The organism is Streptomyces sp. NPDC024698, from assembly GCF_055559015.1.
In genome coordinates this window covers 123750-146358 of record NZ_JBVHLK010000003.1, presented here as the reverse complement: position 1 = coordinate 146358, position 22609 = coordinate 123750, and the positions used below count along the sequence as shown (strand labels likewise).

14 protein-coding genes and 2 pseudogenes are annotated in these 22609 nt (G+C 71.9%); 7 read left to right on the top strand and 9 right to left on the bottom strand.

Features of this window, described 5'->3' with window-relative positions:
• Nucleotides 1-185 precede the first annotated feature (185 nt).
• Together ACZ4AA_RS08465 and ACZ4AA_RS08460 are read right to left on the bottom strand one after the other, a co-directional pair.
• Complete coding sequence (locus tag ACZ4AA_RS08465) at nucleotides 186-866, bottom strand: TetR/AcrR family transcriptional regulator (protein ID WP_467597530.1); 681 nt, start codon at nucleotides 864-866, stop codon at nucleotides 186-188.
• Between the two features lie 127 nt (nucleotides 867-993).
• Nucleotides 994-2007: a Gfo/Idh/MocA family protein gene (locus ACZ4AA_RS08460; RefSeq protein ID WP_467597527.1), complete on the bottom strand. Its 1014-nt coding sequence runs from the start codon at nucleotides 2005-2007 to the stop codon at nucleotides 994-996.
• Between the two features lie 213 nt (nucleotides 2008-2220).
• Here ACZ4AA_RS08460 and ACZ4AA_RS08455 point away from each other — a divergent pair, with 213 nt between their 5' ends.
• From ACZ4AA_RS08455 to ACZ4AA_RS08445, 3 genes and pseudogenes are all read left to right on the top strand, one after another.
• Nucleotides 2221-2355 carry a hypothetical protein gene (locus tag ACZ4AA_RS08455; RefSeq protein ID WP_467598966.1) on the top strand — a complete coding sequence of 45 codons (135 nt, stop codon included), beginning with the start codon at nucleotides 2221-2223 and terminating at the stop codon, nucleotides 2353-2355.
• A pseudogene (locus tag ACZ4AA_RS08450) lies at nucleotides 2331-2531 on the top strand (arginine-ornithine antiporter); the annotation flags it as partial. The gene ACZ4AA_RS08455 and the pseudogene ACZ4AA_RS08450, both read left to right, overlap by 25 nt.
• 34 nt (nucleotides 2532-2565) lie before the next feature.
• Nucleotides 2566-3827, top strand: a pseudogene (locus ACZ4AA_RS08445) (arginine deiminase).
• A gap of 34 nt (nucleotides 3828-3861) precedes the next feature.
• On the opposite strand, the gene ACZ4AA_RS08440 reads toward ACZ4AA_RS08445, so the two are convergent.
• Both ACZ4AA_RS08440 and ACZ4AA_RS08435 read right to left on the bottom strand, forming a co-directional pair.
• Nucleotides 3862-5430 (bottom strand): FMN-binding glutamate synthase family protein, encoded by a 1569-nt coding sequence (locus ACZ4AA_RS08440; RefSeq protein ID WP_467597524.1) that lies wholly within the window; start codon nucleotides 5428-5430, stop codon nucleotides 3862-3864.
• 91 nt (nucleotides 5431-5521) lie between these two features.
• Nucleotides 5522-7096, bottom strand: coding sequence for an alpha/beta hydrolase (locus ACZ4AA_RS08435; RefSeq protein ID WP_467597520.1), 1575 nt, complete (start codon nucleotides 7094-7096; stop codon nucleotides 5522-5524).
• 259 nt (nucleotides 7097-7355) lie between these two features.
• Here ACZ4AA_RS08435 and ACZ4AA_RS08430 point away from each other — a divergent pair, with 259 nt between their 5' ends.
• Together ACZ4AA_RS08430 and ACZ4AA_RS08425 are read left to right on the top strand one after the other, a co-directional pair.
• On the top strand, nucleotides 7356-8147 hold the full coding sequence (locus ACZ4AA_RS08430; protein WP_467597516.1) for a chaplin: 792 nt from the start codon (nucleotides 7356-7358) through the stop codon (nucleotides 8145-8147).
• 376 nt (nucleotides 8148-8523) lie between these two features.
• The gene (locus ACZ4AA_RS08425; protein ID WP_467597513.1) at nucleotides 8524-9381 is read left to right on the top strand and encodes a GNAT family N-acetyltransferase; all 858 of its coding nucleotides are present in this window, start codon (nucleotides 8524-8526) and stop codon (nucleotides 9379-9381) included.
• Nucleotides 9382-9462: 81 nt separating this feature from the next.
• On the opposite strand, the gene ACZ4AA_RS08420 is transcribed toward ACZ4AA_RS08425, so the two are convergent.
• The 3 genes from ACZ4AA_RS08420 to ACZ4AA_RS08410 all read right to left on the bottom strand — a co-directional run bounded on the left by ACZ4AA_RS08420 (nucleotide 9463) and on the right by ACZ4AA_RS08410 (nucleotide 15710).
• Nucleotides 9463-10206, bottom strand: coding sequence for a class I SAM-dependent methyltransferase (locus ACZ4AA_RS08420; RefSeq protein WP_467597510.1), 744 nt, complete (start codon nucleotides 10204-10206; stop codon nucleotides 9463-9465).
• Nucleotides 10190-14689, bottom strand: coding sequence for an aminotransferase class I/II-fold pyridoxal phosphate-dependent enzyme (locus ACZ4AA_RS08415; protein ID WP_467598897.1), 4500 nt, complete (start codon nucleotides 14687-14689; stop codon nucleotides 10190-10192). Before ACZ4AA_RS08415 ends, ACZ4AA_RS08420 begins: the two co-directional genes overlap by 17 nt.
• Nucleotides 14690-14948: 259 nt before the next feature.
• Nucleotides 14949-15710, bottom strand: coding sequence for a TetR/AcrR family transcriptional regulator (locus ACZ4AA_RS08410; protein ID WP_467597507.1), 762 nt, complete (start codon nucleotides 15708-15710; stop codon nucleotides 14949-14951).
• A gap of 281 nt (nucleotides 15711-15991) precedes the next feature.
• Between ACZ4AA_RS08410 and ACZ4AA_RS08405 the strand changes: the two genes are divergently transcribed.
• Nucleotides 15992-17791 (top strand): glycoside hydrolase family 15 protein, encoded by a 1800-nt coding sequence (locus ACZ4AA_RS08405; protein WP_467597503.1) that lies wholly within the window; start codon nucleotides 15992-15994, stop codon nucleotides 17789-17791.
• Nucleotides 17792-17949: 158 nt separating this feature from the next.
• Here ACZ4AA_RS08405 and galE read toward each other — a convergent pair whose 3' ends face one another.
• Both galE and ACZ4AA_RS08395 read right to left on the bottom strand, forming a co-directional pair.
• Nucleotides 17950-19005 (bottom strand): UDP-glucose 4-epimerase GalE, encoded by a 1056-nt coding sequence (gene galE, locus ACZ4AA_RS08400; RefSeq protein WP_467597500.1) that lies wholly within the window; start codon nucleotides 19003-19005, stop codon nucleotides 17950-17952.
• Nucleotides 19006-19252: 247 nt separating this feature from the next.
• On the bottom strand, nucleotides 19253-20002 hold the full coding sequence (locus ACZ4AA_RS08395) for an MBL fold metallo-hydrolase (RefSeq protein ID WP_467597497.1): 750 nt from the start codon (nucleotides 20000-20002) through the stop codon (nucleotides 19253-19255).
• 441 nt (nucleotides 20003-20443) lie between these two features.
• Between ACZ4AA_RS08395 and fusA the strand changes: the two genes are divergently transcribed.
• Nucleotides 20444-22540, top strand: a complete 2097-nt coding sequence (fusA, locus tag ACZ4AA_RS08390) for an elongation factor G (protein WP_467597494.1) — start codon at nucleotides 20444-20446, stop codon at nucleotides 22538-22540.
• Nucleotides 22541-22609: the final 69 nt, after the last annotated feature.

The following is a 22609-nucleotide window of genomic DNA, read 5'->3' as shown; positions in this document are numbered from 1 at the left end:
CCCGATACGGTCATGCTTCTGGTATATGCCGCAGTCCTCCCGGAGTGGGTGACCGGTCCCGATGCGGTAGTCGTTGTTCGGGGTCAAGTCGTAGACACCGTACGTGACTTGAGGGTCGTGAGCGACCCTGGGCGGGGACGTCATTCTGCTGTTCGAAGGGCAGGTGTGCGAGCGCGGGGGAGCGCTCAGGAGGGGCGCGTGAAGTCCGTCAGCTCGGCTTCGTACAGATAGGACGGATCGATGCCCATCGAGGCGAAGTTGCCCTCGATCTCCAGGGCGGCCATGCCGTGCAGATGGGCCCATAGCAGCGTGGCGCGGGCGGCCACGGCCTCGGACACGTCCTCGAAGCCGTGCCGTTCCCGCCACCCGCGGAACTGGGCCGCCGCGCCTCGCGGTTCCCGGGACTCCGCCTCGGCCAGGGCGCTCACCGCGTCCAGGAGCACGGACATGGCCGGCTGCGAGGCCTCGACCAGGGTCGCGGCCTGGGCGTCGTACCCCTGGAGCGGGGCCCGGAAGAGCAGGCGGTAACGATGCGGCTCGGCCAGCGCCCAGGTCCGGTAGGCGTGGACCAGCCCGGTCAGCCGGGCGGCCGGGTCCGCGGGGGCGGTCTCGGCGGCGCGGGCGAGTGCCGACGCCAGGTCCCCGTAGGCGTCGACGACGAGTTCGGTCAGCAGGGTGTCGCGGTTGGCGAAGTAGCGGTAGAGCGCGGGGCCCGTCATGCCCAGCTGCTTGGCGATCGCGTTCAGGGACAGTGCCTCGGGGCCGCCCTCGGCGAGCTGGCGCAGTGCCGCCGTCTTCACTTCCTGGCGCACCTGCGCCCGGAACCGGTCGCGCGGGCCGGTCCCGCTCCGGGTGTCAGCGGCCACGTCATCGCCTCGTCGGGTCGGGTGCGGGAGAGTGTTTCGTTAGATCCTATCACTGAAGCGATAGCTGCTAACAGACTGCTCTCCCGCACCCGGCCCGGCGTGTCCGCGACCCGAAGCGGGTGGGAGGTCAGGCGTAGAGGTCCGGGCGCGGGGCGAGTTCGACGGCGACCCTGCCTCCGCTCTCCAGTGCCCGGACTCCCGCCTCGGCGACGGCGGACGCCGCGTACCCGTCCCAGACGCCGGGCCCGGTGACCCGGCCGGCCCGGGTGGCGTCCACCCAGGCCTGCACCTCACGGTCGTAGGCTCCGGCGAAGCGCACGAGATAGTCCTGCGCGACCTCCTCGTGTCTGCCGCCGGCCGTCGTCACGGTCAGGGCGTGCTCGTCCCCGATCCGCGCGGCCCCCGCCTCGCACACGGCCTCGCACCCCACCTGGTAGCCGAACCCGGAGTTCACGAAGACCTCGACGTCGACCAGCGCGCCTTCGGCCGTCTCGAACAGGACGAACTGGGGGTCGATCAGCCCCTCGGGAGCGGCCGACGAGGAACGGGGGCGCAGCACGGTGACCGCCGTCAGCTCCTGCCCTAGCAGCCAGCGCGCCGCGTCGATCTCGTGCGAGACCGAGCTGTTGACCAGCATCGCCGAGGTGAAGCCGGGTGGGGAGGAGACATTGCGGTGCGTGCAGTGCAGCATCAGCGGGCGGCCCAGCCGGCCGCCGTCCAGCAAGGACTTGAGGCGCAGGTACTCGGAGTCGTACCGGCGCATGAACCCGACCTGCGCCAGCCGCCGCCCGAGCCGCACCTCCGCCTCCACCACCCGCAGTGCCCCGGCCGACTCCGGCACCAGGGGCTTCTCGCACAGCACCGGCAGCCCCCGGGCGAACGCGGCGAGCAGGGCCTCCTCGTGGGCGGGGCCGGGGGAGGCGATCAGCACGGCCTCCACCCCGGGCGCGTCGAGCGCGGCCCGCGCCTCGGCGTGGACCGTCACCCCGTCGATGCCCGCCACCGCGCGTCCGGCGCGATCGGTGTCGGGATCCGCCACGGCGGCGACCCTGGCGCCGCTCACCACCTGATCCAAGCGGCGTACATGGTCGGCCCCCATGTGTCCGGCACCCAGGACCGCCACACCCAACAACTCGCTCACGCGGTGCACACCTCTCCGACGACTCCCGGGACCGCTCCGTCCCGGTGATCCGATTGTCGGCCGTGGAGATCGTCGACGCAGCACCCTGGCAGGGGTTCCTGTCGCCCCCCTGTCGGGCATTCCGGGCAATTGGTTGTTAAGGTCGCTCACGTCGCCAGATGACGTCGACCGCATCGTGGTCGCGTACGACGATGCCCTCCCCGCGGGACACCCATGACGCAGGCCGAGGCCGAGGCCGAGACGGCACCCGCCGCCAAGCTGACCCTGGCCACCCTCTCCATGATGGTCGTCGGCTCCATGGTCGGCGCGGGCGTGTTCTCCCCTTCCTGCTGTACGCGGCCGGACTGAAGTACCTCCGCGTCTCCTTCATCGTCTACGCGCCCGCCACCGTGCTGTTCGTGATGGCGCGCCGCGAGCAGGGCAGGACGCCGTTCTCGCCCCGTGAACTGGTCATCGTCGTCGTCTCGGTCGCCGGTGCCGTCACCGGGATCGTCGCCCTGGCGCTGGGCTGGATCAGTCTGTGACCGCGTCGGCCCCCGGCCCGGAGAGAGGCACACCATGACCCGTCAGGACACCGCCGGCCGCCCGGCGTACGGCGTCCACTCCGAGGTCGGCAGACTGCGCAAGGTCCTGGTCTGCGCACCCGGCCTCGCCCACCGCCGGCTCACCACCACCAACGCCGACGACCTGCTCTTCGACGACGTGATGTGGGTGGAGAACGCCCAGCGCGACCACGCCGACTTCGTCGACAAGCTGCGCGGGCGCGGGGTGGAGGTCGTGGAACTGCACGAGCTGCTCGCCGAGACCGTGGCCCTGCCCGCGGCGAAGGACTGGCTCCTCGACCGGAAGATCACCGCGAACGAGGTCGGGCTCGGACTCGTCGACGGCACCCGGGCCTTCCTGGAGTCCCTCGAACCGACCGCCCTCGCCGAGTACCTGATCGGCGGGCTCTCCACCGCCGACCTGCCCGACGAGTTCCGCACCGGCTATCTCTCGCTGGCCCGCGAGTCGACCGGCGTGCGCGAATACCTCATGCCGCCGCTGCCCAACACCCTCTACACCCGCGACACCACCTGCTGGCTCTACGGCGGTCTGACCCTCAACCCGCTCTACTGGCCCGCCCGGCACGACGAGACCCTCCTGATGAAGGCCGTCTACTCCTTCCACCCCGACTTCGCCGGCTCCACCGTGTGGTGGGGAGACCCCGAACTCACCTGGGGCCAGGCCACGTTCGAGGGTGGCGACATCATGCCGGTCGGCAACGGCGTCGTCTTCATGGGCATGAGCGAGCGCCCCTCGCGGCAGGCCATCAGCCAGGTCGCGGCCGCCCTCTTCCGCGACGGTGCGGCCGAGCGCATCGTCGTCGCAGGCATGCCCAAACTGCGCTCCGCGATGCACCTCGACACCGTCTTCACCTTCGCCGACCGCGACCTCGTCACCCTGTATCCGGCCATCATGGACTCGGTGCACATGTTCTCCCTGCGGCCCAGCGACAAGGCCCCCGGGATCGAACTCACCGACGAGGGCTCCCGCGCCTTCACCGACGTCGTCGCCGAGGCCCTGGGACTGCCCGGACTGCGGATCGTCGAGACCGGGGGCGACGTGTACGCCTCCGAGCGCCAGCAGTGGGACAGCGGCAACAACGCGTCGCCCTGGAATCCGGCGTGGTCTTCACCTACGACCGCAACACCCAGACCAACACCCTGCTGCGCGAGGCCGGCGTCGAGGTCATCACCATCGTCGGGTCCGAGCTCGGGCGAGGGCGCGGCGGTGGCCACTGCATGACCTGCCCCATCGTCCGGGACCCCGTCGACTTCTGACTCCCGCGCGCGTCCCCCGTCGCGCCGCCGCGGTTCAGAAGGAGTCCGGGTCGGCGGCCGCCCAGTCCTCCGCCCAGGTCCGCGGCGGCTCGGCGAGCAGCACCCCGGGCGCGAGCCACTCGTACAGCTCCGCGTACGACCTCACCGTCGTCGGCCCGATCCGCCGCAGCAGCCGGTGGGGCGTGAGTTCGCCGGGATCGCGCACGCCCATCGCGGCCATGATCTGGCTCGCGCTGCGCACGGTGGCCCGCTGGTAGCGCCGTACCCGCTCCGCCTTGTCGGCCACGTCCAGCGCGCGGACCCGGCGCGGATCCTGCGTCGTCACGCCGACCGGGCAGGTGTTCGTGTGACACCGCTGGGCCTGGACACAGCCGAGCGCGAACATCATCGCGCGGGCCGCGTTGGTGTAATCGGCGCCCTGGAGAAGGCGCTTGACGATGTCCGAGCCGGTCGCGACCTTGCCGCTCGCACCGATCCTGACCCGGTCGCGCAGCCCGGAGCCGACCAGCGCGTTGTGCACGGTGATCAGACCCTCGGTCAGCGGCGTGCCGACGTTGTCCGCGAACTCCAGGGGCGCCGCCCCCGTACCGCCCTCCGAGCCGTCCACGACGATGAAGTCGGGTGTCACCCCCTCGGCGAGCATCGCCTTGCACACGGCCAGGAACTGGCGCCGCGAGCCCACACAGAGCTTGAAGCCGGTCGGTTTGCCGCCCGTCAGCTCCCGCATCCGCGCGATGAACCGCACCAGCTCCCTCGGGGTCGAGAACACCCGGTGATACGGCGGCGACACCACCGTCGCTCCCACGGGCACACCGCGGGCCCGCGCGATCTCCGCGTTCACCTTCGCCCCGGGCAGCACCCCGCCGAACCCCGGCTTCGCTCCCTGGGAGAGCTTCAGGGACACGCACTTCACCTCGGGCAGCGCCGCCTTGTCCGCGAACTCCCGCTCCTCGAAGTCCCCTTCGGCGGTACGGCAGCCGAAGTACCCGGTCCCGATCTCCCAGATGAGATCGCCGCCGCCCCGCAGATGGTGGTCCGACAGACCCCCCTCGCCCGTGTCGTGCGCGAAACCCCCCATCGCGGCACCCCTGTTGAGCGCCAGGATCGCGTTCGAGGACAGGGCGCCGAAGCTCATCGCCGAGACGTTCAGGAGGGACATCTCGTAGGACTGGGTGCAGTCGGGCCCGCCTACCCGGACGACCGGCGGTTCCTCCGGCGCGTCCAGGGGGCGCATCGACGGCTCCAGGAACTCGTAGCCGTCCACGTACACGTCACGCTCCGTGCCGAACGGCTCCTCGGCCTCTTCGCCCTTGGCCCGCTCGTACACCATGGTGCGTACGTTCCGGTCGTAGGGCCGCCCGTCGAAGTTCCGCTCGACGAAGTACTGCTGGAGCTCCGGCCGCAGCGCCTCCATGAGGAAGCGCAGATGGCCTGTCAGTGGATAGTTCCGCAGCACGGAGTGGCGGCGCTGCGCCAGGTCACCGCCGCCGAGCGCGGTCAGCGCCAGCAGCGGGCCCGCCGCGCACCACCACAGGACCGAGACCGTGCCCACGAGGAGCAGCGCCCCCGCGGCGGCGAGGGCGACGAACAGGAGTGGGAGCATCCGGCGCACCCCCTGAGTCAAACCCATGGGGACGAAAGCCGCCGATCGGGACACCCGTGCGGGCCGCCCCGCTCACCCCAGCAGGTGCCCGTCAGTATCCGCCCGAGTCCTCCGGACCGCAGGAGCTGCCGCTGGCCGGCAGCGACCCGTACAGCAGGAAGTCGTCGACCTTGCGGTGCACGCACTTCGAGGACGCGTACCCGGTGTGCCCCTCGCCCTTGTTGTCGAGCACCACCGCGGACGAACCGAGACGCTTGGCGGTCTCCTCGGTCCAGCGGTACGGCGTCGCCGGGTCCCCGCGCGTCCCGACGAGCAGCATCTTCGAGGAGGGGACGTCGCGGACCTTCTCGCGTATGTAGTCGGTGCCCTTGGGGCGGCCGTAGCACATCAGCACCTGGGCGAGGCGGTACCGGCCGAAGACGGGCGAGGCCTCCTCGTATGCGGCACGCAGCCCCGCCACCTGCCGGGCGACCTCGCCGGCGCCGGGCCGGTCGGGGTCGTCGGCGCAGTTGACGGCCATCAGGGCGGCGGGAAGGTTGTCGAGGGGGACGTCCTCCGCGTCGACGAGCCCGCTGTGCCTGGTCCGCTGCCGGACGGGGGTGGAGGTGGCGGGCAGGGAGGCACCGCCGTACAGCTGGGTCAGTCCGTGGGTGTCGCCGTCCTGGACCAGCAGACTCAGGGCCTGTTCGAGGACGGGCCACATCGCCTTGCTGTAGAGCGCCTGGCCGATCGCCCCCACGAGGTCCTGCCCGGTGAAGTCCTGGCCGTAGTCCGAGGGCACCGGCTCCTCGTCGAGCGACTTCACGAGCTGGACCACCTGCTCGCCGGCGCTGCGCCCGTCCTGTCCGAACGGGCAGGCCATGTTCTTCGCGCACCAGGTGATGAAGTCGTCGAGCGCGGTCTGCTGGCCCTCCGCGCCTGTCAGGCCCTGTTCGGTGATCGGCTCGGTGAGGGTGTCGACGCCGTCGAGGACGATGCGTCCCGTCTTCTTCGGGAACTGGGCCGCGTACACCGCGCCGAGCCGCGTTCCGTACGAGAAGCCGAGGTAGTTGAGCTTCTTGTCGCCGAGGGCCTGGCGCATCACGTCCAGGTCGCGGGAGGCGTTGACCGTGCCGATGTGGGGGAGGACGGCCCCCGAATGCCTCGCGCAGGTGTCGGCGGCCTTCTTCACGGCCTTGAGCGCGGCCTGTACGTCGGAGCCCGTGGCCGTCGCGCCGAAGATCTCGTCCGCGCCGTCGCCGCAGCTGACGGGCGAGGACCGGCCGACGCCGCGCGGGTCGAAGGTCACCACGTCGTAGCCGTTCGTCAGGCCCATGAAGTCCTTGCCGCCCGCGGCGAGCCCGGGTATCCCCGCGCCGCCCGGGCCGCCGAAGTTCAGCAGCACCGACCCCCGGGAATGACCCGTCGCCCGGTAGCGGGCCAGCGCCAGGTCGAGCGTGCCGCGGTCCGGGTGCGCGTAGTCCAGCGGGACGGTGACCTTGCCGCACTGAAGGTCCTTGGGCATGCCTTCGCCCTTGCACGCCGACCACGTGACCTTCTGGCGGTAGAAGGGGGACAGACCGGGCTCGTCGTCGGCGGTCGCCGCCGTCGGCAGACCGGCGGCCAGCAGAGTCAGCGTCGCGGTGGCGGCCCCCACGACCGCGAAGCGTTGGTGCACGGTCAGCATGCCTGCCTCCAGGGTCGCCTGCGGTGGACCGGCGATACCTCCCGGATCACGATAGACGCGGCCCCGGGGACCCGCCTCCGGGCGGGCCCGCCGGGCGCCTCCCGGTCCGTGCCGTGGGCCCCCGGAGGCGGGGGGAACCGTTCGAAATACCTGACGCTCGAAGGGGTGAAAGGCCGATAAGCCATAACTCGGACCGTCCGTCGGCGTTCTAGGCAATGTGGGCGAGCGCCCACGGCGTTGTCAGGAAGGCAGTGAACGTATGAAACGGGTGACCCGAAATGGTTTGATCGCCGCGGCCGCCGCCTCGGGCGCGCTGGCCGCGGTGGTGCCGGCGCACGCCGACTCCGGGGCACAGGGCGCGGCGGCGGGCTCGCCGGGCCTGATCTCGGGCAACACCGTCCAGCTGCCCGTGCACGTCCCCGTGAACCTGTGCGGGAACACGGTGAACGTGGCCGGGCTGCTCAACCCCGCCGCGGGGAACCGCTGCGCCAACGCGGGAGCCGGAGGCGGGGCCGCTGTGAGCGGTGGCGGCCGGCACGGGGGAGCAGGGGCGCACGGTGGCGGCCGGCACGAGGGAGCCGGAGCGCACGGTGGCTCCGCCGGGCACGGCCGCACGGCCGGGCAGGGCGGCGCGGTCGGCGGCCGTGACGGCGGTGGCGCGGTCGCGCACGGGCGCGGAAAGGATTCGCCGGGTGTGCTCTCGGGCAACGGCCTTCAGCTTCCCGTGGATCTCCCGGTCAACGTCAGCGGCAACTCCGTGACGGTGGTCGGACTCGGCAACCCGGCGATCGGGAACGAGTCGGTCAACGGATCGGGCACCGGGCCCGTGCGGGCGCACCACCCCGCGAAGCCCGACCCGAAGCCGTCCACCCCGGTCGCGGTGACCCCCGACGCCGGAACACCGGGGAAGGCGCTGTCGCCCGGCGGGACCGCGGCCACCCTCGCCCACACGGGCGCCGACGGCACGATGTCCGCCGTCGCGGCCAGCGCGGCGATGCTGCTGGGCGGCGCCGTCCTGTACCGCAGGTTCCGGCCCGCCGCGGTGCGCTGACCCGCGGCGATCACGAACGGGAGGCTCCACCGGACGGGTGACCGGCGGAGCCTCCTTCGCGTCCGTCCTCTCTCCGAGGGCGGGTGCCGGGGCTCCGGGAGCGGCGCGTCGTAAGGCTCGTACGGAGAGGTGTCGTACGGGCCCGCACGGAGCGGTGTCGCATCGCACGGCCCATGTCGCGTGGTGTCGTACGGAGCCGGGCCGCCGAAGTGGCCGAATCCGGTCCCGTGGACGGCGCCCGTCGCTGCGGTCGGCGCGGAGATCGGCAAGGATGCTGCGCGGGCGACCGGCCGGCGCACTCGTCGTGCCGTACACCGGCGTCCTCCGCGCCCCCGTACACCGGCGCACATCCGACCCGCACGCATTGGAGCGCCCCATGACCTCTCCGGGACCTGACGGCCTCGTCGTCGGCCAGGCCACGCTCGACGACTGGAAGGTCGTCGGGGGCTGGGCGGCGGACGAGGGATGGAATCCCGGCCTCTCGGACAGCGCGAGCTTCTTCGCGCAGGATCCCGCCGGCTTCTTCATCGGGCGCGTCGACGGGGAGCCCGTCTCGGCCGTCTCGGTGGTCAACTACAGCGCCGACTACGCCTTCCTGGGCTTCTATCTCGTACGCCCCGGTCTGCGCGGCAAGGGATACGGTCTCGCCACCTGGGAGACGGCCCTGGCCCACGCGGGCGACCGGACCGTCGGCCTCGACGGAGTGGTCGCGCAGCAGGACAACTACCGTAAGTCCGGCTTCGAACTCGCCTACAGGACAGCCCGGTTCACCGGCGTGGTGCCCGTGGGTCGGGAGGCGCCGGGTGTGCGGGCGGCCGACGGCGCGGACCACGCGGCGATCACGGCGTACGACAGCGCCTGCCACCCGGCCGACCGGCCGGTGTTCCTCGCGTCCTGGCTGACCGCGCCCGGGCACCGCACCTTCGTCCGCCGGGCCGACGACGGCCGGCTGAGCGGGTACGGCGTGATCCGTCCGGCGCGTGACGGCCTGCGCGTCGGCCCGCTGTTCGCCGACACCGCCGAGGACGCCCGCGCCCTGTTCACCGCGCTCGCCGCCGACGCGGGCGGCAGGCCGCTCGCCGTCGACGTGCCCCGCTCGAACACTGCCGCCGTCGCGCTCGTGGAGGAGCTCGGTCTGACGCCCTCCTTCGAGACGGCCCGGATGTACACAGGGCCCGTCAGGGCGTCGGCGTCGGAACGCGTCCACGGGGTGACGTCGCTGGAACTCGGCTGAGCGGAAGGCGCGTACGGCCGTGCCCGGCACCTGACCGGACAGGACGACGCCGGAGGCAAAGACCGCGGTGATCCAGGTGATCTATCCGGGGAGAGAGGCCGCCGCCACCCCGGTGAGCAGGATCATCCCGGAGTCCCCGTAGTCCGGCAGTGTCGGGTCCGACGGGATGCGGTCGACCGTGAGTCGGTCGGTGAGGGGGGTGAACACCTCGGTGACCACGTCCGTGTCCACCGGGCAGCCGGGCCAGCGCGAGTCGGCGCCGATCCGGTAGGTCGGCATGTTCTCCATGAAGGCGGCGACCAGATGCCCGCCCGGCGCCGCGCACGCGACGAACCGGCGGCAGAATTCCTTGAACTCCTCGAAGTCCTCGGTGGCCCCCTCGGCGACGAAGTGCATGGAGACCAGCTCGTAGCTCCCCGCTTCGACGGATCTCAGATCGCCGTGCACGAGCCGCACCGCGGCCAGCGACTCCTCCAGGGTCTCGGGAATGCCGGGGTCGAGACCGTGGCACAACGCGTGGAAGGGCAGCCAGCTCGGGTCCGGCGGGCCGCTCAACTGCCGCTCCAGATAGGCGGCGTTGGAGGCGCCCGCTTCCACGGCGTCGATACGGCGGCTGGCGGCCGAGGCCAGGATCAGCGGATAGAGGTTGGGACCCGCCCCGATCTCCACGGACCGGGCGATCCCGCCCGGCGTGAACTGCCGGTAGAACGCGCTGTGATGGGCGATGACCGCCGCGTCCGAGGGATGCACCTCACGGTAGTTCTCCGCCAGGTAATCCTCGACCGGCCAACTGTCCCAGTTCACGTCGTCATTGAGGATCGCCATCGTGGACCTCCTCCCTCGGCCGCAGCCGGTAGCGCTCGGTGAGCCGGGTGAGTGTGTCGTTGAGCCGGTCGACGTCCTCGTCCGAGTTGAGCGCGGTCAGCTGGACCCGGAATCCGACCCGGTCGCGCGGTACGAGGGGATAGGCCGCCAGCGTCACATAGATGCCGTTGTCCCACAGGAACCCGCCGACCGCGTCCAGGTCGCCGGCGTCGGCCAGGGGGATCTCGATGATCGGCAGACGGTCGGTGTTGAGCGTGCCCGCGCCGAGCTCCTCCAGATGGTCGAGCACCCGCACGGTCTTCCGGTACAGATCGGCGCGGATGGCGTCGCCGCGGCTGTCGTTGACGTCGAGGCCGGCCAGCGCCGTGGCGAGGGAGGCGGTGGGCGAGGGGCCCGAGTAGAGGTAGGGGGCCGCGGTGGTCTTGAGACGGTCCTTGAGGGAGCTGGGCAGGGCGAGGAAGGCCAGCAGCGACGAGTAGGCCTTGGAGAACCCGCCGACGAGCACGATCCCCTCGTACGACTCCCCGGTGTGCCGGACGACGCTGTTGCCGCGATCGCCGTACGGACACGACTCGTTCGGGCGGCGCTCGCCGATGACACCAAAGCCGTGCGCGTCGTCGACGTACATCAGGGCGTTCCGCGGTCTGCACACCTCGGCCAGTCCCGGCAGGTCGGGGATGTTCCCGCTCATGCTGTTCACGCCGTCGAGACAGACGAGCCGGGGCAGGCCGGCGGGCACCTCGTCCAGCATCGTGGCCAGTTCGTCGGGGCGGCCGGCGTGGAAGCGGCGCAGCGTCGCCCCCTGCCCGCGGGCCCCCACGCATCCGTCGAACACGGTCCGGTGCGCGGTGGCCTCGACGAAGACATGACCCTGGCCGGCCAGGGCGGGGATCACCGAGGCGTGGATCAGGGTCGCGGTGGGGAGCAGCAGCGTGTCCGGCGCGCCGAGCAGATCGGCGAGCCGCTCCTCGATGTCGGGGTACAGACGGGGGCTGCCGATCAGGCGTGACCAGCTGGGGTGTGTGCCCCAGCGCCGTACGGCCGGCTCGATGGCCTGGATGATCTCCGGATCGCAGTCGAAGCCGAGGTAGTTGCAGGAGGCGAAGTCGATCATCCAGTGGTCGCCGCTGCGGATGTGCCGGCCGCGCACCTCGTCCAGGATGGCGTCGCTCATGGGGCTGGTCTGGCGCAGATGCTCCAGGTCCCGCCAGCGCCGGGAACGGTGTGCGCTGTCGGCCGGCGTGCCGTCGGACCGTGCGCCTTCGGTCCGCGTGGCGTCCGTCCGCGTGCCGTCGGTCGGCGTGCTGCCGGATCGGGGGTGCTCGGTCCGTGGATCGTCGGTCCGTGCGTGCTCGGTCTGTGGGCCGAAGGGGCGTGCGCCCCCGGTCCGTTCGTCCTTTGTCTCCGCCGCCTGGGGCGGGGACGGCCGCTCCTTGCGGGGGTCGGCTGGTGCCGGCTCCGTCTGTCCCATTCCGTACCTCGTTTCCGCCTTCGCGGCGGTGGGCCGTACCGGGTTGCGAACCCCGTCGCGCTGCCGCAGCAGGAACTCGCTCTGCTGCACCGTCATCGGCCGGGCGAAGAGGAACCCCTGTCCGAACCGGCATCCCATGCCGGCCAGGAGATCCCTCTGCACCGGATCCTCGATCCCCTCGGCGATCACCTGGATACCCAGAGTGTCGGCGAGACCGACTATTCCCTCGACCAGCGCGACCTGTCGAGTGTCCAGCGCGATGTCGTCGATGAACGTTTTATCGATCTTCAGTACGTCGACGGGGAAGTCCCGCAGATACCGCAGCGACGAGTAGCCACTGCCGAAGTCGTCGACGGCTATGTGCACCCCGAGGTCCTTGAGCGAGTACAGCACCGCCTGGATCTGCGCGTCCCGGCGCATCAGCACCGTCTCGGTGAGCTCCAGCTGGAGCGACCCCGGGGCCAGCCCCGGCGTCTCCAACGCCTTGCGCACCTCGCCGAGGAAGCCGCTGTCGCGGAACTGGCGCGGGGAGACGTTCACGCTGACGTACGGCGGGTCGGCCCCGTCGGCCGACCGCTGGAGTCCGGCCATGTCGGTGACGGCGTTCGACAGCACCCACGCGCCCAGCGGCGTGATGTGCCCGGTCTCCTCGGCCAGGGCGATGAACTGTTCGGGCGGAACCGCCTCGTGCTGCGGATGCGGCCAGCGGGCCAGGGCCTCGAAGCCGACGACCTCGCCCGCGGCGATGTCCACGACGGGCTGGTAGCGCAGGGTGAACTCGGACCGGGCCACCGCGCCGTCGAGGCGGGCCTGGAGGTCGTGCCGTTCCACCATGCGCACCCGCAGCCTCGGCAGGAACCTGCGCCACTGCCGCTTGCCCGCCGCCTTGGCCGCGTACAGGGCCAGGTCGGCGTGGCCGAGGAGTTCCTCGGCGTCCGTGCTGTCCCTGGCGGTGGCCACGCCGACGCTCGCGGACACGCTCACCGAGCCCTCACGGAGACTGAACGGTCTGCTCAGCGCCTGGATCACCTGTGCCGCGAGCAGTTCGGCGTCGAGCGGCTTCTTCGCGTCCTCCATCAGCACCGCGAACTCGTCGCCCCCGAGTCGGGCGGCGGTGTCCGTGCGGCGCAGGGCACCCGAGAGCCGTTCCCCGACGGCGGTGAGCAGATGGTCGCCGGTGGAGTGCCCCATCGTGTCGTTGACCATCTTGAAGTCGTCGAGGTCGATGAAGAGCAGACAGGTGAGGCTCGCCCCGCGGCGGCTGCGCAGCAGCGCGCGCTCGATCCGCTCCAGCAGCAGGGTCCGGTTGGGCAGACCGGTCAGCGGATCGTGGAAGGCGCGCTCCGTCAGCTCGTGTTCCAGGCGCCGTTGTTCGGTCACGTCCCGCAGGGTGATGACGAGCCCGGCCACCGTGGGGTCCCGGCGCAGATCGCTGCACCGCACCTCGACCTCGATGCGGTTGCCGTCGCGCAGCACCCACCAGTGGTCGTGGTTCTCGGAGCCCCCGCCCTCGCGCAGGGCGGTGAGTCCCTTGACGACCCGGGTACGGTCCCTGGAGTCCACCAGTTCGGGCAGCGGCGCCCCGGTCAGCTCCCTCTGGCCGAACACGGCACGCGCGGACGGGCTCGCGTACCGGACCGTGTTGTCGTCCTCGACGATGAGGATGACGTCCGAGGCGTTGCGCACCAGGGTGCGGAAGTACGCCTCGCTCTCCTTGCGGGTGATCTCCTGGCGCAGCGCGATGCGTTCCACGGCCAGACCGGCGTGCGAGGCGAGGATCTCCAGAGAGCTCTGGATCTCGCGGAGCTGCTCCTCGGGTCCCGCGGCCATCAGGACGCCCGGCAACTGCTCGGTCGGCTCGTCCGGCGGGATCATGGGGCAGACGAGGGTGTTCGGCAGATCGTCGAGCCGGTGCATGAGGTCCGCCCCGAGCTCCCGCGTGGACACCAGCTGGGAGCGACGCGTTGCCAGCCCGTTCGCGTACTCGGCGGGCAGGACGAGACTCCGGTGGGCGACCTTGTCCCCGAACAGCGTGCTGACCGCGGTGTCGCAGGCCCGCTCCACGTCCTTCGGCCGGACCGCCGCGACGAGGGCGGTGGCCGCGGTGCGCAGGGCCAGTTCGCGTGCCACGGCGTTGCGGTGGGCAACCACCATCCCGGAGAGCCGCAGGAGCACCAGCAGGAAGAGCGCCGCGGAGAAGACCGCGATCACGGCGGCGTCCTGGGCGTTCCCGCGCCGCCCCTCGTACAGCAGGATCGCGGGTGCCACCAGGGTGGCCGCGGCGAGTGCGAGCAGCCGGCTGCGGGTGGGACGCAGCGACTCCCGCCGCACCACGGGCCGGGTCAGCTGCACCATAGAGGGATGCAGTCCGGCGAGCCCCCAGGCCGTGTAGAACACGATCCAGCCGGAGTCGAGCAGGGTCCCGGTCTGCCACAGGTCGTTCAGCTGGAGGATCCCGTACGCGATGTCGAAGGTGAGCAGCGTCGCGGTTCCGAGCACGAGGAGCCGGAGGGAGGGGATGCGGCCTGAGCCGGGGCTCGCCACCAGCAGGCGGGTCAGAAGCGTGAGGACGAGCACGTCGCCCAGTGGGTACGCGATGCTGATGGCGCGCTGCTGCCACGTCATGCCCGGCGCATGGGTGAGCGGCTGCACCAGGAAGACCCAGACCGGCAGGGCCAGACCCATGGCGAAGATCAGCGCGTCGAGCAGGCTCGGCAGGTCGTGTCCCGGCCAGCGGTAGCGGACGAGTCCGTAGAGACCGGCGGCGAACAGCGGATACACCGTCAGGTAGCAGGCGTCCGCGGGGGACGGGAACGGGTTGTTGAAGTGGAAGTACGACTCCATCACGTTGTACGACGTGTCGCCCGCGGAGAACGCCAGCAGCCCAGCGGCCAGCAGCAGCCACGGCCAGCGGTGCGCCGGGCGGTTGACCACGATCCCGGTGACCATCGCCGCGACCCCGCCGAGTCCGATGACGGCCCACAGCGGGGTCCGGGTCACGGGAACGGCCATGTATACGACGGTGGTGGCCGCGACCAGGAGGGTGTAGACACCGAGGCGCCGTGGCCGCAGCAAGCCGCCTTCGAGGCGAGGTGCCCGCAGCAAGCCGATCCGCCTCCCTACGTCGGACGGCACAGGACCGTCGCATCGGACGGCACTGGGACCGTTCGCCGGGTTCCGGGGCAGTCTTGATCGTAGGCACGGGGGGAGGACCGGTGCATCTTCAGCACGAGTGGCGGCGCGCGGCCGGGTCCCCGTGCCGCTCCGGCGTTCAGTCCCGCGCGAAGTCCTGTGCGAAGCGGTCGAGCAGGGCGTCCAGACCGGCGTCCAGGCCGTCGGGGCCGCCGCGTTCGGCCAGGGTCGCGGCGATCTCGCGGAGCCGGGGCAGTTCCTGGGGCGGCATCCGGTGCAGCCCCAGACGGAAGGCGGGGTCCACCTCCGCGGGGTTGTCCACCATGGCGCGCAGTTCCACGGAGACATAGCCGAGCACCCAGCCGGTGAAGGCGCGGAAGAGCGCCGCGGTCTGTTCCAGGCCGAACCCCGCGTCCCGGAGCAGCGCCAGGATGCGCTCGTGCTCCTTGAGCACGGCGAGCGGCCTCCTGGCCATCGGGACGGCGAGCATGCGGGTGGCGAGCAGCGGAACGGCCTGGGGATGGGTGAGGCAGACCTCGTACGTCGCCCGTGCGATCCGGTGGAGTTCGGCGCGCCAGGCGGCCGGGTCGGGCGTCGCGGCGCTCTCCGGTGGGGAGCCGGCGGGCAGGCGCTCCACCAGTTCCAGGTACAGCGCCTCCACCAGTCCGTCCAGCAGCGCGTCCTTGCCGTCCGCGTAGCGGTAGAGGGCCATCGCCTCCACGCCGAGCCGGGCGCCGAGTCGGCGCATGCTCAGCGCCGAGAGGCCTTCCTCGTCCACCAGGTCCAGCGCGCTGGCGAGCACGCGTTCGCGGCTCAGCCGGCCGTAGTGGCCCCGGTCGCTGGCCCTTCGCGCCGGGGCGGTGTCCTCGCCGTCCTTGCCCCGAGCCCGTTCCCTGGCCATAGCCTGCCTCCGTACGGCCGCCACCCGGATCTTCCCGATGGTGCCGACCCTATGCATCTGCGAGGGTGAAGCGTACGCATACAGCGTATATGCATCCCGATCGGGCGAAAACCTCCCTCGGCCCGCGTCGGCGGTTTCGCGCGGACCTCGTTCCCGGCCCCCGTTCCCGTCCCTCGGCGACGGGGCCGGCGCGAGCGGGAAACGACCTGGTCAGGATGCGCATCGGGGACACGGCCGTATCCTGGAGAAGCGGCAAAGAACACGGCGGCGTGGCTTCGATCATGAACACACCCATCGAGGACTACGCCCTCATCAGCGATCTGGAAACCGCTGCCATGGTCGGCAGGGACGGTTCCATCGACTGGCTGTGTCTGCCCCGGTTCGACTCACCGGCGTGCATGGCCGCGATGCTGGGGACACCGGACAACGGATTCTGGCGGATCGCGCCGGTCTCCGGGGCTGAGCGGGCCTACTGCGCGAGCCGGGCGTACCGGCCTGACACCCTCGTCCTGGAGTCCCGCTGGGAGACGGCCACGGGCGCCGCGCGTGTCATCGACTTCATGCCGCCGCGCAGTCAACTGCCCTGCGTCGTCCGTGTGGTGGAAGGCCTGTGGGGATCCGTGTCCATGCGCAGCGAACTGAGGCTGCGCTTCCATCAGGGCAGGGTGGTGCCGTGGATCCAGGCCGGCGAAGTCTGCACGGTCGCGGTCGCGGGCCCCGACGCCGTCTGGCTGAACGCGGAGGGACTGACGGCGGAACCCGGCGGAGACGGCTCCACCGTCCACGAGTTCACCGTGCGCGCCGGACGCAGGACGACCCTGACGTTCGTGTGGGCGCCCTCGTACCGGACCGAACCGCCCGCCCCGCTGTCCGTCCCCGCGGAGACGGTGCTCAAGGAGACCGGCGACTTCTGGCGGCTCTGGGCCGCCCAGTGCCGCTACGAGGGGCCCTGGCGCGAGGCCGTGGTGCGGTCCCTGATCACGCTGAAGGCGCTCACCTACGCGCCCACCGGCGGCATCGTCGCCGCCCCGACCACCTCGCTGCCCGGCTTCATCGGCGGCGAACGCAACTGGGACCACCGCTACTGCTGGCTGCGGGATTCCGCGCTGACGCTGTCCTGTCTGCTGCGCGGCGGCTACCGCGAAGAGGCGACGGCCTGGCTCGGCTGGCTGGTCCGGGCCGTCGCCGGGGAACCCGCCGACCTCCAGACCGTGTACGGCGTCGCCGGGCAGCGACTGCTCCCGGAGACGGAGGCGCCGTGGCTGCCCGGATACGAGGGTTCGCGCCCGGTGCGCTTCGGGAACTCCGCGGTCAGCCAGTTCCAGCTCGACGTCTACGGAGAGGTGCTCGACGCCCTCCTGCTGTCGCTGCGCGCGGGCATCCCCATGCCGGGCCATGTGTGGCGGCTGGTGGAGGGCATGATGAGCCACCTCGGCCGCCATTGGCGCGAGCCCGACCAGGGCCTGTGGCAAGTACGCGGGCCGGCACGGCAGTTCGTCCACTCCAAGGTCATGACCTGGGTGGCGGCGGACCGCGCGCTGCGCATGGGCGAACTCCTCGGCAGGAACGGCTCCTCGGACGCCTGGCGGGCCCTGCGGGACGAGGTCCACCGGCAGGTGTGCCGGGAGGGATGGGACGCCGGGCGGGGGTCGTTCGTCCAGTCGTACGGCTCGACGGACCTGGACGCCTCGGCGCTGCTGATGTCCCGGTTGGGCTTTCTGCCCGTGGGGGACGAGCGGGTGCGCGGCACCGTGCGGGCGATGCGGGGCCTGTCCCACGGCGGGTTCGTACGGCGGTACGTGCCCAACGGCCACGGCGTGCACGGCGTGGACGGAATGCCCGGCGGCGAGGGCGCGTTCGTGGCGTGCTCGCTCTGGTACGCCGACGCGCTCGCCACGACCGGACACCGGCAGGAGGCGACGGAGGTGTTCGAGCGGGTGCTGGGGATCCGCAACGACCTCGGTCTGCTCTCGGAGCAGTGGGACCCCGACGCCGGCCGCCAACTGGGCAACGCGCCCCAGGCGTTCAGCCACATCGCGCTGGTGGAGACCGCGTTCCTGCTGTCGGAGCCGGCGGGCTGACCGGACGGTCCGGGGCGCGGGGGAGCCGGGCAGGCCGGAGCAGGCGGGGTCGGAGGTGGCGGCGGCCCGGGGAGCGGCCGGGCAACCGGCTGGTCCGGGAGTCGGAATCGGCTGCTCCGGGAGTCGGATTCCGGGAGTCGGTGGGGGTTCGGGGTCCGTCAGTCCTTGTCGGACGAGCGCCGGGCGGAACCCGCGTAGCCGTACGGATTGAGCTCCTGGAACCGCCAGGCGTCCCGGCACATGTCGGCGAGGTCCCGTGAAGGGTGCCAGCCCCAGGCGCGGGCGACGGCGGAGGCGTCCGCGACGAGCTCGGCGACATCGCCCGGCCGGCGCGGCACCATCGTGTAGGGCACGGGGCTGCCACAGGCCGTGGAGAAGGCGGAGACCACGTCGAGGACCGAACTCCCCTTGCCTATACCGAGGTTGTACACGCTCATGCCCGTGCCGTCCGCGAGGTGGTCGAGCGCGACCCGATGGGCCTCGACGGTGTCCATGACGTGCAGATAGTCGCGGATCGCGGTCCCGTCCGCCGTCGGGTAGTCGTCGCCGAAGACGCGCAGGCGTTCCCGCCGGCCGACGGCCACCTGGGCCAGGTTCGGCAGCAGGTTGTCCGGGGAACCGCTGGGGTCCTCGCCCAGAAGCCCGCTGGGATGGGCGCCCGCGGGGTTGAAGTACCGCAGGCACAGCACGGTGTACTCGGGGCGACGACGGCAGACGTCGGCGAGGATCTGCTCGCAGATCAGCTTGGAGGTGGCGTACGGATTGGTGGGCCGGGTCGGGGTGGACTCGTCGAGCGGTCCGTGACCGGCGTCGCCGTAGACGGAACAGGACGAGGAGAAGACGAGCTGGTGCACGCCGTGCTCGTGCATGGTGTTCAGCAGCGCGGTCGTTCCCCCGACGTTGGTGTCGTAGTAGTCGATGGGCATCCGTGTCGACGTGCCGACCGCCTTGTGCGCGGCAAAGTGCACGACGGCGTCCACGGAGTGACGGTCGAAGACGGCCGACAGCGCGCGCCGATCACGGATGTCCAGCTCATAGACGGTGCCGAGGAAACGGCCCGCGATGCGTTCCACGCGGGCGAAGACCTGCGGACTGCTGTTGGAGTAGTCGTCGACCACGATCAACTCGTAACCGTGGTCGAGCAGTTCGACACAGGCGTGACTTCCGATGAATCCTGCGCCGCCCGTGACGAGAATGGTCGAGGGGGCACTCATGGGCCCGGCTCCTTCGTGTGCGCGGGCGGCGGTCGGAGGGGGGCGCGGCACCGGCACGGCGTGCCGGGGCGAGGCTCCCGGGTGAAGCGGACGACGGCGTATGTTTACGACGTATATGTACAACTCTGCCCCCGCCTGTCCCGTGCGTCAAGCGGTGGTGCCCGTGCCCGGCACGGCGCCGGTCGAGGGACCTCCGACGCGGCGGTCGTCGGGGGTGACCGGCGCGGCACCCCCGACGACGTCGTGGTCAGCCCGCCAGGTCCCGGGCGCGCCGGGCCGCCTCACGTACCGGTCCGCGGTGCAGGGGCCCGTGTCCCGGGAGCAGCAGATCGGCGCCGAGTGCCTCGATGCGTTCGAGCGAGGCCAGCGCACCGGCGCGTTCGGTGTCGAACATCCTCGGCAGCAGCTGCGGACCCCGTATCCGTGAGGTGGGGTGACCGCTCACCAGGGCGTCACCGGAGATCAGCACCCCGGCCTCCGGCAGGTGGTAGACGCAGTGGCCCGGTGTGTGGCCAGGTGTGTGCACCGGGACGGGCCGGCCGGGCAGGTCGAGCGGACCCGCGTGCGGGAAGGCCTCGGGCTTGGTCATGGTCACGTCCGCCGTGCCGCCCGAGCGGATGGCGTGCACGGCCCAGGGCAGCACGCCGGGACGCCACGCCTGCCGCATCACCTGCCCGATGCTCACCTGGTGAAGGAACTCGCGGCGGGCGTGCGGTACTTCGGACTCGTGCAGCTGGACCGGGGTGCCGTAGGTGTGGTTCAGGAACTCGGCGGAGCCGAGGTGGTCGCTGTGCGCGTGGGTGACGAGCACGGCGGTCACGGCCTCGGGCGCGTGGCCGAGGGTCTTCAGCGACGCCAGCAACCGCTCGCGGTCGCCGGGATATCCCGTGTCGATCAGGGTGACGGAGTCGCCCTCGGACAGCACCACCCAGTTCGTGTTGCTGCCGCGCACCAGATGAACTCCGGTGGCTGCCTCGACGATCGTTTCCTCGCGCATGACCATCCTGACGTTGGACAACTGCGGGCGCCCAGGGCGCTCTGACAGGGCGAAACGTATCGCGGCGCCGCCGAGAGCCCGGAAAATGCGATGCCGGGCCCGCGCCCGGCCGCCTACACTCGCCACGGAATCACACACCGCCGCCACGAGCGCGTGTGTGCCGTGACGAACGAGGGGAGCCGGGCCGTGCGTTACCGCACCGCTGTCGTCGTCCCCCCGTCACAGTACGAGGTGATCCTGGTGTCCACGTGGGCCCGGTACCGGCTGCGCGGCCGGAACCGGAAGCCCGCGACGACCCTCTGACCTCCGCCCGTACGGCGGCGACCGCATGCCCGGTCGCCGCACGCCGTGCACGCCGGAGGTCCGCCACCGCCTGATCACAGGTGTGTCGTCCGGGAATCGCGCCGACCCGTCTCCGGATCGTCCGAAAGGCCCTCGGCCGTGCGTACCGACCTGCACCCTCACCTGACCGTCACCAGCCCTCTGGCCGCCGTCCGCAACCTGGGCATCCTTGCCCACGTGGACGCCGGGAAGACCACCGTGACCGAACGGATCCTCTATCTCACCGGCGCCGTCCACAAACGCGGCGAGGTCCATGACGGCACCACCGTCACCGACTTCGACCCGCAGGAGCGCGACCGCGGCATCACCATCTTCGCCGCGGCCGTCACCTGCGCCTGGGACGGGCACCGGATCAACCTGCTCGACACCCCGGGCCACGTCGACTTCTCCGACGAGGTGGAGCGCTCGCTCCGCGTCCTCGACGGCGCCGTCGCGGTGTTCGACGCCGTGGCGGGCGTGGAGCCGCAGAGCGAGTCGGTGTGGCGGCGGGCCGACCGGCACGGCGTCCCCCGGATCGCCTTCGTGAACAAGCTGGACCGCGCGGGCGCCGACCTGGACACCGCCGTCGACTCGATCCGCGAACGGCTCCATCCGGCGCCGCTGGTCGTCCAGTTGCCGATCGGCACCGAGGACGCCTTCACCGGCGTCGTCGACCTGCTGCGGATGCGCGCCCTCATCTGGGCCGACGGCGACGGGTCCGCCGAGGAGATCCCGGTGCCGCGGGACCTGCTGGAGGAGGCGGGACGAAGGCGCCGGCTCCTGGAGGAGGCGGTGGCGGAACTCCACCCGGCGGCCCTGGAGGAGTTCTGCGAGCGCTCCACCCTGTCGGCCGGGACCCTCTCGGCGGCGCTCCGCGACCTGACCCGTACCGGTGAGGGCGTGGTGGTCCTGTGCGGCTCGGCCTACCGCAACCGCGGTGTCGAACCGCTGCTGGACGCGATGGTGGCCTACCTGCCCTCGCCGCTCGACGTGCCCGCCGTCCGCGGCACGCACGACGGCGCGGAGGCGGAACGGGCCGCGGACCCCGAAGCGCCGTTCGCGGCACTGGTGTTCAAGGTGAACGCCACCGCCACCGGACGGATGACGTATCTGCGCATCTACGCGGGCACGGCGGAGAAGGGACAGGCGGTGCTGGACGCGGGCACGGGACGCACCGAGCGGATCGCGCGCATCCTGCGCGTGCGGGCCGAGCGGCACACGGAGCTGGAGCGTGCCGTGGCCGGTGACATCGTCGCGGTGATCGGGCCGAAGTCCGCCCGGGCCGGCGCGACCCTGTGCGCACCCGGTGCGCCGCTGCTCCTCGAACCGCCGGTCGTCGCCGACCCGGTGGTGTCCGTGGCGGTCGAGGCGCGCAGGAGCACCGAGACCGACCGGCTGGTGCCGGCGCTGGCCCGGCTGGCCGAGGAGGACCCCTCCCTGGTCGTCCGCACCGACCCCGAGACCGGACAGACGCTGCTGTCGGGCATGGGAGAACTGCATCTGGAGGTGGCGGTGGAGAAGATCCGGCGCTCCCACGGGCTCGACGTCGCCGTCGGGCGGCCGAGGGTGGCCTACCGCGAGACGGTGGCCCGCGGCGTGTCGGGTCTGGTGTACCGGCATGTCAAACAGGATGGCGGCGCGGGGCAGTTCGCCCATGTCGTCCTCGACGTGGAACCGCTGGGGACGGACCCCGGCGCACCCGAGGGCGCGGCGACGGGCTTCGTCTTCCGGTCGTCGGTCGTCGGCGGCCGGGTGCCGCAGGAGTACGTCCGTGCCGTGGAGGCGGGCTGCCGGGACGCGCTCGCCGAGGGTCCCCTCGGCGGTCACCAGGTGACCGGGCTGCGCGTCACCCTGACCGACGGGGCGACCCATGTGAAGGACTCCTCGGAGACGGCGTTCCGCGCGGCCGGCCGGTTCGGTCTGCGCGAGGCGCTGCGCGCGAGCGCCATGGTCCTGCTGGAGCCGGTGGCCGAGGTCACCGTCACCGTCCCGGAGGAGGCCGTGGGCGGGGTGCTCGGCGACCTCGCGGCCCGGCGCGGCCGGGTCTCGGGTTCGCTCGCGCGAGGGGGCACGGCGGTGGTCACCGCCACCGTGCCGCTGGCCGAACTCTTCGGCTACGCGACCCGGTTGCGCGGCCGGACCCAGGGCCGGGGTGCCTTCACCACCCGCCCTGCCGGTCTCGCGCCGGCCCCCGTGCGGGAGGCGCGGGTGCGGTGACCGCGTACGCCGCTGACGACGGCCCCGCCCGGCCAGGGCGGGGCCGTCGTCACCCCGGTCCCGGGCAGG